At 43.3% G+C, this 12,410-nt stretch carries 10 protein-coding genes; all 10 read left to right on the forward strand.

What is annotated here, in order from left to right; translation table 11 throughout:
* Complete coding sequence (locus J3P43_RS17125; RefSeq protein ID WP_255904736.1) at window positions 1–1,842, forward strand: carbon starvation CstA family protein; 1,842 nt, start codon at window positions 1–3, stop codon at window positions 1,840–1,842.
* Between the two features lie 806 nt (window positions 1,843–2,648).
* The gene (locus J3P43_RS17130) at window positions 2,649–3,413 is read left to right on the forward strand and encodes a DeoR/GlpR family DNA-binding transcription regulator (RefSeq protein ID WP_255904737.1); all 765 of its coding nucleotides are present in this window, start codon (window positions 2,649–2,651) and stop codon (window positions 3,411–3,413) included.
* A gap of 93 nt (window positions 3,414–3,506) precedes the next feature.
* A complete protein-coding gene (locus tag J3P43_RS17135; protein ID WP_255904739.1) occupies window positions 3,507–4,916 on the forward strand; it encodes an L-fucose/L-arabinose isomerase family protein in 1,410 nt (469 codons plus the stop codon).
* A gap of 41 nt (window positions 4,917–4,957) precedes the next feature.
* The gene (locus tag J3P43_RS17140) at window positions 4,958–5,752 is read left to right on the forward strand and encodes a transketolase (RefSeq protein WP_255904741.1); all 795 of its coding nucleotides are present in this window, start codon (window positions 4,958–4,960) and stop codon (window positions 5,750–5,752) included.
* A gap of 1 nt (window position 5,753) precedes the next feature.
* The gene (locus J3P43_RS17145; RefSeq protein ID WP_255904743.1) at window positions 5,754–6,722 is read left to right on the forward strand and encodes a transketolase family protein; all 969 of its coding nucleotides are present in this window, start codon (window positions 5,754–5,756) and stop codon (window positions 6,720–6,722) included.
* Between the two features lie 26 nt (window positions 6,723–6,748).
* A complete protein-coding gene (locus J3P43_RS17150; RefSeq protein WP_255904745.1) occupies window positions 6,749–7,687 on the forward strand; it encodes a D-ribose ABC transporter substrate-binding protein in 939 nt (312 codons plus the stop codon).
* Between the two features lie 3 nt (window positions 7,688–7,690).
* The gene (locus J3P43_RS17155) at window positions 7,691–8,320 is read left to right on the forward strand and encodes a DUF2291 family protein (protein ID WP_255904747.1); all 630 of its coding nucleotides are present in this window, start codon (window positions 7,691–7,693) and stop codon (window positions 8,318–8,320) included.
* 11 nt (window positions 8,321–8,331) lie between these two features.
* On the forward strand, window positions 8,332–9,837 hold the full coding sequence (locus J3P43_RS17160) for a sugar ABC transporter ATP-binding protein (protein WP_255904749.1): 1,506 nt from the start codon (window positions 8,332–8,334) through the stop codon (window positions 9,835–9,837).
* A 13-nt stretch (window positions 9,838–9,850) separates the two neighbouring features.
* Window positions 9,851–10,825 carry an ABC transporter permease gene (locus J3P43_RS17165; RefSeq protein ID WP_255904751.1) on the forward strand — a complete coding sequence of 325 codons (975 nt, stop codon included), beginning with the start codon at window positions 9,851–9,853 and terminating at the stop codon, window positions 10,823–10,825.
* A 3-nt stretch (window positions 10,826–10,828) separates the two neighbouring features.
* The gene (locus tag J3P43_RS17170) at window positions 10,829–12,340 is read left to right on the forward strand and encodes an FGGY family carbohydrate kinase (protein ID WP_255904753.1); all 1,512 of its coding nucleotides are present in this window, start codon (window positions 10,829–10,831) and stop codon (window positions 12,338–12,340) included.
* Window positions 12,341–12,410 lie beyond the last annotated feature (70 nt).

The raw sequence follows: 12,410 nt of genomic DNA on the forward strand, positions 1-12,410 counted from the left end.
ATGGACTTTTTAAATGGGGTTAACGCCCTCACTTTAGTTTTTATCGCCTTATTGGTATTTGCTATTGCTTATCGATTTTACGGGATTTTCCTGGCCAATAAAGTATTAAAGCTCAATGCTGCAAACGTAACCCCTGCCATAGAATTTTCGGATGGAAAAGATTATGTGGCCACTAACAGGAATGTACTATTTGGCCATCATTTTGCAGCCATAGCCGCTGCAGGGCCTTTAGTGGGCCCAGTGCTGGCAGCCCAGTTTGGTTACCTGCCGGGAGCCTTATGGATTTTGATAGGCTGCGTATTGGGAGGTGGGGTGCATGATATGGTGGTACTCTTTGCATCAGTAAGACATAAAGGAGAAAGCCTTGCAACCATAGCCGGAAAAGAAATTGGAACAGGGACCGGTTTGATAGCAGGAATAGCCATACTTTTTATCCTTATCCTTACTCTCGCCGGCCTTTCTTTAGCCTGTATCAGCGCCATGCATGAAGCTTCCTGGTCTTTGTTTACCGTTATAGCAACCATGCCCATCGCCGTGATCATGGGTCTCATCATGCGCTACCGGAAAGACAGCGTTACCCTCGCAAGTATTTTCGGGGGGATCATGTTGATCGCCTCTATAGTGGGAGGTCATGAGCTGATGCAGATCCCTGCCATTAGCAATATTTTTCACTGGAAGATAGAAACCATATCCATAGCGATAACAGTATATGGCTTTTTAGCATCCGTATTACCTGTTTGGTTATTATTAGTTCCAAGAGATTATCTATCTACCTATTTAAAGATAGGAACTATCCTTATGCTGACGATAGGAGTGATATTTGTACATCCAACACTGCAAATGCCTGCACTCACCCAATTCGTGAGCGGAGGCGGTCCGGTTATTGGCGGTCCTGTATTACCTTTTATTTTTATTGTTATTGCCTGCGGAGCGATCTCTGGTTTTCACGCCATTATTGCCACAGGAACCACTCCAAAAATGCTGACCAACGAAAAGGAAATTCTATTTGTAGGCTACGGAGCCATGCTTGTGGAAGGCTTTGTAGCATTGATGGCCTTGATCGCAGCCTGTACTTTAGTTCCTGGAGATTATTTCGCCATCAATACCCCAAAAGAGATGTATGAAAGTTTCATTGCCCTAAATCCAAATTTAAAGGCAGTAGACTTAGCCCATTTTAGTGAGAAGATAGGAGTAGAGTTGCAGGGAAGGACCGGGGGAGCAGTATCCCTTGCAGTAGGTATGGCCCATATATTTAATAAAATCCCTTATATGGATGACGTGATGGCTTACTGGTACAACTTCGCCATCATGTTTGAAGCGGTATTCATTCTGACAGCAATTGATGCAGGCACACGGGTAGGTAGGTTCTTTTTACAGGAGATGATAGGGAGGGTAATCCCCAGGTTCAATGATAAGAATTGGATGCCTGGCATCATCATCAGCAGTTTGCTGTTTACCTTTTCCTGGGGCTACCTGGTGTATACAGGGAACGTAAGCAGTATCTGGCCATTGTTCGGGATCAGCAACCAATTGCTGGCAGCCTGCGGTCTGATCGTTTGTACCACCATGCTCATCCGTATGAACAGGAAGAAGTACGCCCTTTCTGCTGCTATACCCGGGGTGTTCATGGCGCTCATTACATTCTGGGCAGGTTACGAGCAGGTGGTGAATATGTACATGCCCCAAGGCAAATATTTACTGGCTTTTCTGGCCTGCGTAGCCATGGTACTGATGTTCATCGTGTTTGTGAACTCCTTTAAAAGATGGTATCAATTGTCGAAAATGAAAGCAGATAAGGTGGATTATTATGGAGATACGGTAAAGGAGTTGGTGGAAAGGTAAAGAGTATAACAGGAATATTAATCAATGAAAAAAAAGCTGTCTCTCAATAAAAGTGATACGTCACTAACAAACAGTTGGATAATTAGCTAACGCTAAGCTTCAAGAACGCTCCGAAGCCTAAGCGACTCTTTAAATTAAGCTTAATATGTGCTGTTATTTATAATATTATCATAGAAGGTCTTTTCTTGTCAATATGACTTATTCGCCCTCGGATAAAATCGGTATCTCCACCGTTCCTTGGTTATCAGGCATTCGCAATTTTAAATCAGTAATCTTCGTTATCGAAAGGTAATCTCAATGGCATTCACATTATCACAAAAATACTGAAAACTTGTTTTTATCTGCTTTATTTGATTTCATCTGTGATCGTCATCCTATTCGTTTTTAAAAATGCCCTGTCATTAATATAAATCTCCTGTCTCTATGGAGGGGAGCATCCTGATATTATTCGTGACGATATCTCGCAGTCTCAAGCCCTTGCTGAGGCATATTGATTTACCACTGTTTCATTACTACTGATGTCATCTTGGGGGAATATTAGCTATGAGCTAACCTTTCGAATGACTTGCTCTTTGTGTTCTAAATGAACGTTTGTTTTCTAGTTTTTTTGTTTTCTTTGGAGTAAATTATAACTACATTTTTTGCGAATAGAGGCGTGGGTAGTGGGCTATGCTATTTTTTAAATATTTTTTAACATTCTTTTTAGGATGAATTTTTGTTTTTCTTCTTTTATTAATGCATGTTTGTTAAATGAAAGTAAAACGAAAGCCTTCTCCAATTTAAAGGCGGGTTTTTAACGAACGAATATGTTACCCAATCAAAGAAGAGAAAAAATCTTAGAATTACTAAAAGAAGACGGATCGGCAAAGGTTATTGACCTGTCAAAATTATTCAAAGTTACAGAGGTAACGATCAGGCAGGATCTGGAGAAGTTGGAAAAGGATGGCCTTCTGGTGCGTGAGCACGGGGGAGCTTATCTGAAAAATATCGAGGATCAGGTGAGAAGCCTCTCCTTAAGTCATCAGGAAAATCTTGATAAAAAGGAGAGGATTGCGAACAAGTGTCTGGAGTTTATTGAAAGTGGAGATACGATTATCCTGGATTCGGGTTCTACCACTACCGAAATTGCGAAAAAGCTTAAAGGCTTCCGTGATCTTACGGTTATTACAAATGCCCTTAACATCGCGATGATGTTAGGTGCCGAACCGGGAATCGAAGTTGTTGTAACCGGCGGAGAGTTTAAGCCGCCAACGCTTTCGTTGACAGGCCAAAAGGCAGCAGATTTCTTCCAGGGGATATTTGTTCAAAAATTGTTTCTGGCAACGGCGGGCTTGTCTCTGAAAGCAGGGCTTACATATCCGAGCATCAGTGATATTGTAGTAAAGAAGGCAATGATCGAAGCTGCTGAAACCACCTTTCTTGTCGCTGATTCGACAAAGATAGGTAAGAGTTCCTTCGCTAGCTTGGGGGCATTGTCGTTGATAAATTACGTCATCACAGACCCGGAAATAAGCGAGAGGGATAAGGTGGTTTTGGAAGAAAATGAAATCGAAATAATAATAGCGAAATAAAAAGATAGTTGAAGCATCGCAAGGCGTGTAGAAGGTCATAAAATTGGCTGATACCTGCTACGTGATAGCCTCTTTCCTGAAAATAATAAGTGAATGAGAAATAAGGTTAGTATAGGTGTAATTATAGGTAACAGGGATTTTTTCCCTGACAGGTTGGTGGCCGAGGCCCGTCTGGATATTATTGAGATTTTCAATAATCTAAATCTCAATCCAATCTTACTTGAAGAAAACGAATCCAAACTGGGAGGGGTCGAAACCTTTGGAGATGCACAGAAGTGCGCGCAGTTGTTTAAGAAACATGAGGATGAGATTATCGGGGTACTGGTATTGCTGCCAAATTTTGGTGATGAAAAAGGAGTGGCCGAGACGCTAAAGTTGTCGGGACTGAATGTGCCGGTGTTGGTACAGGCTTATCCCGACGACTTAGATAAACTTGATGTTGCCCGCCGCAGAGATTCCTGGTGTGGAAAGATCTCCGTTTGCAATAATCTTTATCAATACGGAATTAAATACAGCCTTACCAGTAAGCATGTAGTTCATCCAAAAGATGCCGCATTTGGCCAGGAGTTGTTAGATTTCGCAGCTGTATGTCGCGTTGTGAGGGGACTGCGCCGGGTAAGGATCGGAGCAGTAGGTGCCCGTCCGGGCGCTTTTAACACGGTTCGCTACAGCGAGAAAATATTACAGCGTAACGGAATATCAGTTACTACTGTCGACCTTTCTGAGATTTTAGGTCATGCTAACCGACTCACTAAAGACGACGCCGTGGTTAAAGCTAACCTCGACAAAATACTGGCTTATGCCCCTGCGGGTAAAACGCCGGATGAGGCTTTAATTCAAATAGCCAAATTGGACGTAGTGTTGAATCAGTTTATGATTGATCATGCGCTCGACGCGACCGCTATTCAATGCTGGACTTCTCTGCAGCAAAATTATGGCTGCAACGTATGTACCAGTATGAGTATGATGAGTGAAAATATGCTTCCCAGTGCCTGTGAAGTAGATGTAACCGGTACTCTTACCATGTACGCCATGCAATTGGCTTCTGGCTCGCCCAGCGCATTGGTAGATTGGAATAACAATTACGCGGATGATGAAGAGAAGTGTGTTCTGTTCCATTGTGGTAACTGGGCCAAATCTTTTCTGCCGGATATCGAAATAAGTACGGCCCCCATCTTAGGGACAACCGTTGGCGTAGAAAATACCTATGGCGCTCTTGCAGGGCGTACTCCGGCTTCTTCCCTTACATACGGAAGGATAAGCACCGATGACAGCAAAGGGATTATCAAAGCCTACATCGGCGAGGGTGCATTAACCGACGACACTTTGAACACTTTTGGCAATCGCGCAGTAGCTAAAATACCAGATTTACAAGGCTTGATGCAATATGTTTGCCGTAACGGATTTGAGCATCACGTGGTGATGAATGCCTCCAAAACAGCCGGAATTTTGAAAGAAGCATTGGGTAATTATATGGGATGGGAAGTTTATCAGCATAACTAAAAAAGATGATGACTGGCAGGGAATTGGAGTTGAGATCAAATTTGTACCGGCAAAAAATTTTAAAATACATTGTCGGCGCTAAGGCCGGGCATACCGGTGGAAGTTTATCATGTATCGATATTTTAAACGTTCTGTACAACTATGTTTTAAATGTCGACCCGAAGAACTTCGGGGCCGCCGACAGGGATCGGTATATTCAGAGTAAGGGACATTGTGTAGAGGCCTTATTCGTTGTTTTGGCTGATAAAGGTTTCTTTCCCGAATCGGATCTTGAAACTTTATGTAAGTATAAATCCCATTACATTGGTCACCCTACACGAAAGGTACATGGGGTTGAGCAAAATACCGGCGCTCTTGGGCATGGCCTGTCTTTAAGTGTAGGTACTGCCTTAGCGGCCAAGCTCGATAATAAGCCCTATCGCGTTTATACTTTGCTGGGTGATGGAGAACTTCCCGAGGGATCTAACTGGGAGGCGGCATTAACGGCATCTCACTATAATCTTGACAATCTCTGCGCCATAATCGACAAAAATTCCTTACAAATTACAGGCTCTACTGCCGATGTGTGTAATACAGATCCGATTGATGAAAAGTTCGAGAGCTTTGGATGGGAAGTTGAACACGTAAACGGACACAGTATTTCAGAATTAAAACAGGCTTTTGATTCTCTGCCGTTAAAAAAAGGCAAACCCAGTTTAATTATAGCACATACCGTGAAAGGAAATGGAGTGAGCTTTATGGAGAATCAGGTGAAATGGCATCATGGCGTTCCAGACGCGGGGCAATATGAAGAAGCAATTAAAGAGTTAGAACAAAAGAAAGCAGCAATACTATAAGATGGGAACAGTTGTAGAAAGTCAGGTAGTAAATGGCGTAGCAAATCTCGAGGTGTTTTCGAACACTTTACAGGAATTGGCACAGAGGGACCGGGATATCCTTGCGGTAACCAGCGATTCTCGCGGTTCGGGTAAACTGGTTCCTTTTGGCCAAAAGTTTCCCGATCAGATTATTGAAATAGGTATTGCAGAACAAAATCTGGTAGGAGTGGCTGCAGGGCTTGCGTCTGCCGGGAAAAAGGTTTTCGCAGTTTCGCCGGCTTGTTTTTTAACGGCCCGCGCGCTCGAACAAATAAAAAATGACGTGGCATACTCTGATAATCCTGTAAAGTTAATAGGGATTAGTGCAGGGGTTAGTTACGGCGCCCTGGGCTCAACGCATCATAGTTTACACGATTATGCGGTTTTGAGGGCAATCAATAATATGATCATCGTTGCTCCGGCAGATAACTTTGAAACCCAACAAGCAATCAAACAGGCGGCAGAACTTAACAAGCCCATATATCTCCGCTTTGGAAAAAAGCCAATGCCTTTACTGACAAATGACGAGAGTAACAGCTTTCAGTTGGGAAAAGGAAGAGTGATCACCGAAGGCGAAGATATAGCTATCATCGCCACCGGCGAAGCAGTTTTACCAGCCTTGCAAGCGGCTGAAAAATTGAAAAGTTCGCACGGGCTGAATGCCACTGTGGTTAGCATGCATACCATAAAGCCACTTGATTATGCACTTTTGAAACAGGTTGCCGCTAATACAAAAGCCTTACTTACCGTTGAAGAACATAGTGTTTACGGTGGCTTAGGCGAAGCTTGTGCATCTTACCTGCTGGAGAACCGTTACAGCAATCCATTTAAAATTATGGGCATTCCAGACGAATATACTGTCACCGGCTCGCAAGCTGAAATAATGAACCATTACGGGATTTCTGAGGCCGGCATTATAGCCGCCTCCCTGGATCTGCTTAACTTATAAACCCAAATAAATCTAAATAACCAATTATGAAACAGTTTAAACTGCTTGTTCTTCTGCTGATATTATTTGCAGGTTGTTCGGGAAATAACCAAAAATCTGATGAGCCTAAAAAGGTGGCAATAGTGGTTTCCACGCTAAATAACCCCTGGTTCGTCTTTTTGGCTGAAACCGCAGCAAAAAAAGCCAAGGAACTCGGGTATGAATCAAAGATTTTTGATTCGCAGAACAATACTGCATTAGAAAGTGATCATTTCGAAAATGCTCTTGCTTCCGGATATGACGCAATTTTGTTCAATCCAACAGATGCAGCCGGCTCGGTATCCAATGTAGAAAAAGCAAAAAAGGCTGAAATTCCTGTGTTTTGTATGGACAGGGAAATCAACTCCAGAACTGCCGCCACATCCCAGATACTGTCCGACAGTTATTCGGCCTGCGTAGAGCTTGGGAAGCTGTTTGTTGATACTCTTCAAAAGAAAGGACAATACGTTGAACTTCTTGGAATAGTTTCGGATAACAATACCTGGAACCGTTCGAAGGGATTTCATAGTGTTGTTGATAATTTTCCTAACCTGAAAATGGTGGCTCAGCAAAGCGCAGATTTCGACAGGAACAAGGCCATGGAGGTAATGGAGTCTATACTGCAGGCCCATCCGCAGATTGATGGTGTGTTTTGTGGTAATGATGCTATGGCGATGGGAGCTATCCAGGCTTTAGTGGCGGCGGGAAAGTCGCACGTTAAGGTATTTGGATTTGACGGCTCTGAGGATGCCGTTATTGCGGTAAGCGAGGGCAAATTAGCCGCAACCGCCATGCAGTATCCTAAAGATATCGCCGAAAAGGCTGCAACTTTTGCACATGAATATTTTGGAGGCAAAAGAGATTTTCCTCAAAAATTGCCTATAGCGGTTGATGTTGTTAATAAAAGTAATATCGACCAGTTTACTGCATACGGAAAAAAAGAATAAGCTATGTTGTCAGGTGGATTAAAATATGCGCTTATAGTTTTAGCTGTCGGACTGCTCGGCTATAATTCTGTTTATGTCGAAAGGTTGAGTGAATATAAATCCGGCGTTCAGAAAACGCTTGATGTAAAAGCCTATGCTCAGGAATATCTGTTCAAAAAAGTCCCTCAGTCTGTCGGCAAAGCTGTAAATATTACTGAACTTATTTCCAGGGTGTCGGGCAACCCTAAAGCGGTTTTTAATGCTGTTCCCGAATCAAGAAGAGCCGGAGATCAGCTCTATTTTTTGGTAAAAGGAGAGGCTGAGATTGTCGAAGTTGCTGAGGAATATGTTTTGTTGAACAGCTCCGGGGATTCTGTTAAGCTTAAAATCGCGACTGAATATATTTTCGGGAATGCTTCCAGGAACGCTGCGGGCCTCATTTCAGCAGATCAGTTTGACAACACCATGGATTTTAACAATGTATCAGAGGAGATTAACCGTTTGATACGTTCTCAAATTCTTCCCCCTTTTAAAAAGGAAGCCAGGAAAGGAGACACAGTGAATTTTATAGCGGCCCTGGAGATCAGAGAAACGGCCCCCAAACTGACCGATATCGAATTAATTCCTTTAAAACTTGTTATAAAGCCACATTAAGCGATATCAGAGTGTTAGTAGCAGAAAAAATTGGAAAGAGATTTCCTGGCGTAGTTGCCCTGGATGAAGTATCTATGGAGCTTTTAGCAGGGAAGGTTACTGCAATAATAGGCGAAAACGGAGCAGGGAAGTCAACCTTAATGAAAATTCTCTCGGGCGTATATCCCGAGTATGAAGGAAGAGTCCTCTATAAGGGCACGGAAGTTAAGTTTGCGAATCCCAAGGAAGCTCAGGAATGCGGAATTGCTATCATTCATCAGGAGTTAAATCTTATTCCGGATCTCAGTATTGCCGAAAATATCTATCTCGGCAGAGAGGTTACCAACGAATTTGGAGTGTTGAGAAAACGGCTGATGCGGGAAAAAACCCAGGAGCTTTTAGACAAACTAAAGCTGACGGTTAATCCGGATACACTTGTTCGGGATCTGAAAGTAGGCCAGCAACAAGTAGTTGAAATCGCGAAAGCGCTGCTGACAGACGCAGAGGTTATTATCATGGATGAACCCACTTCTGCAATAAGCGATCATGAAGTCGACATCCTCTTCGGAATTATCGAAAACCTCAGACGTGAAAATAAAGCCATTGTGTATATCTCTCATAAGTTGGATGAGCTGTTTCGCATTGCCGACCGCTATATAGTGCTTAGAGATGGCCGCGTTACCGAAGCCGGTGAGATGAAAGGTATCGACCACGATGCTATCATAAATAAAATGGTTGGCAGAGAGGTGAAAATGGTAAATAAGGGAAGCCGCGTTGTAGGGACCGAAAAGCTTCTCGAGGTAAACAGACTGTCATTGCGACCCCTGGATAGCTTGAAAAGAATGTTGCTGGATGATATTTCATTTCACCTTTTTCGCGGAGAAATACTCGGTGTGTTTGGTTTAATGGGCGCAGGAAGAACTGAACTTCTGGAGTCTGTTTTTGGATTGCACCCATCAAAATGTGTGGGAGAGATCAGTATTGAACAACATAAGATAAAGCTGCGCTCTCCTGAGGATGCAATTAATGCGGGTATCGCTTTAGTTCCGGAAGATCGCAAAAAGGATGGCTTGGTTTTAGGGCTGGATGTTAAAACCAATATCAGTGTAAGTGTTTTGGATCAAGTGAGTTATGCGGGCATTCTAAGCGACAAAAAAGAAGTTGATCTTGCTCAGCAATACATTTCGTCGTTGAGAATAAAAACGCCTTCCTGTAAAGAAAAGGTTAAGAATTTGAGCGGAGGTAATCAGCAAAAGGTAGTTCTGGCAAGATGCCTGGCCACCCGGCCGAAACTTTTGATGCTGGATGAGCCAACTCGCGGAGTTGATGCAAATGCGAAACATGAAATTTACAAGTTGATCTTTGAACTCTCTGAAGCGGGTTTAGGCCTTATCGTGGTTTCTTCAGAGCTGCCCGAGATTCTGGCCGTTTCAGATCGCATCCTTGTAATGTCAGAAGGGAAAATCACCGCAGAGTTCTCTTCCCATGATGCCAATGAAGATAATATTTTAAAGGCTGCTATTCCTAAAACAATTTAATTACAAACAACAAATGGATATTTCTCAATATCGTTCGAAACTTGCAAGATTTCAATCATCTATAGCGCTTTTTGTACTGTGTTTAGCTCTAAGTATTCTGTCTGATAAATTTTTAACTCCCGAAAATGGCTGGAATATTTTAAGACAAACCTCAGTTAACGTTTGTATCTCGGTAGGGATGACCCTGGTGGTTCTCACTGCGGGTATCGATCTTTCAGTCGGGGCTGTGCTCGCTCTTAGCGGTGCTGTTGCTGCAGGTCTTTTAAAAACTGGGATAGAGCTTCCCTCAAATGATCTTTTTGTCGGCTTTACCCTGCTTGGAACTATTGTAGTCGGCCTGATAACCGGCTCTTTCCTGGGTTTTTTTAACGGATGGGTGATAACGCGGTTTAAAGTGCCTCCTTTTGTTGCAACCTTAGCCATGCTAACAATTGCCCGTGGATTTACGATGCTATGGACCAAAGGGTATCCCATCTCCGGATTGGGGCCTAACTTTGCGTTCATTGGAACGGGCTGGTTTTTAGGTGTTCCGGTTCTCGTGTGGATTGCCCTTATAGTTGTGGTTGTTGCTGTTATTATCTCGAATAAGACAGCATTTGGACGATACATTTATGCTATAGGTGGAAATGAGAGCGCTGCAAAGCTGTCCGGGATCGATATCGGTAAGGTAAAAGTTCTGGTTTATACTATCGCAGGTGCTCTTGCTGCAGTGGGGGGCATTATGGTAACGTCCAGATTGGATTCTGCTCAACCAAATGCCGGTATGGGTTACGAACTGGATTCTATAGCTGCGGTAGTAATCGGAGGAACCTCACTTTCAGGAGGCCGTGGATCGATTATGGGAACGGTGCTCGGAGCACTTATCATCGGAGTATTAAACAACGGGCTCGTATTACTCGATGTATCGCCCTTTTGGCAGCAAGTTGTTAAAGGCCTGGTTATCCTTCTGGCAGTAATAATTGATAAAGTAAATTCTAAGGCAGAGTAATCTATGCAAAATTCACTCATACTAGCGATAGACCAGGGGACAAGCAGTACTAAAACTATAGTATTCGACAATAAAGGTGCTGTTTTAGCAAAAACCACCGAGGCCCTGGTTACCAATTACATGGAGAGTGGTTGGGTGGAGCAGGATCCGGATGAGATTTATAAGAATGTAATATCGTCGGTTGAAAAATGTGTCGCGGAATTTCTGTCAAATGGTGGGAGTCTTGCCGATATTAAAACCTGTGGTATTTCGAACCAGAGAGAAACTTTCGTTGTGTGGGATAAGGCTGGAAACCCATTATATCCGGCGATAGTATGGCAATGCAAAAGGTCAATTAAAGTTTGTTCGGAACTTAAAAGAAGGGGTCTTGAGGGGATGTTGAAACACAAGACAGGACTGATCGTGGACCCGTACTTTTCGGCAAGTAAACTCATCTGGTTAAATGAAAATAATGCGGAGGTAAAGAATGCAATTAGCGGTGGCGAGGCTTTTTTCGGAACAGTTGATACCTGGTTGCTTTATAAGTTAACCAACGGCCAGAAGTATCTTACAGATTATAGTAATGCGTCACGTACCTTATTGTTTAACCTTCACAGTTTGCAATGGGACTTAGATATTGTTGAGACTTTCGGCCTTACTGGGATTAACCTTCCTGAACCGAAGCCATCTGCGTATAATTTTGGTTCATCCTCGTTTGAAGGGATTTTTGCAGAACCGCTTTCTATTTCCTCAATGATCGGGGACTCGCATGCTGCAGCTTTTGGCGAAGGATGTTTCTCGCCCGGCACTGCTAAAGCAACTCTGGGTACGGGTTGTTCGGTTCTGAAAAATATTGGCCCGGTCTCAAAGTCCTCTGAGTCTGGAATGATTACTACCATTTGCTGGAGCACCGAAAGCAGAGTAGATTATGCCCTGGAAGGTGTTATCGTTTCCTGCGGATCAGTTATCGAATGGTTAAAAAATGAGTTAGCCTTGTTTTCAGATAGCAGGCAGACCGAACTGATGGCGAATGAGGTAGCAGATAATAACGGAGTTTATATTGTTCCTGCATTTAGCGGATTGGGCGCGCCCTACTGGGACATGACCCGAAAGGCATCTATTCAAGGTTTAACATTCGATTGTACCAAAAATCACATCGTGCGAGCTGCGCTTGAAGCAATTGCGTTTCAGATTAAAGATGTTTTGGATGCAATGCAAGCAGACACCGGAGTGCAGATAAATCAATTGATGCTTAACGGGGGGATGACTTCAAACACCTTTGTGCTCGAATTCTTGGCAGACCTCTTGGATTGTACGGTGGTTAATGGAAAAATGCCTGACGTATCAGCGCTGGGTGCGGCTTATCTTGCCGGACTCGGAATAGGGATATTTGGTAGCATTGATGATATAAAGGAATTACACGGACAGAAACCAATCATTGAATCGGGTAAGTACAAAGCCAATATTCAGCGCTATTACCAGGGATGGAAAGCTGTGATTGAGGAAAAAGCTGTTCTAACTGGTTTGGGCGAATGAAGATGGTCGCCTCTTTGGTCATCTGATACGAAAAACCCCCTGTCCTTACAGTAAATTACTTGCCGTTTTG

Source organism: Paradesertivirga mongoliensis (assembly GCF_024436395.1).
Lineage (GTDB): Bacteria > Bacteroidota > Bacteroidia > Sphingobacteriales > Sphingobacteriaceae > Paradesertivirga > Paradesertivirga mongoliensis.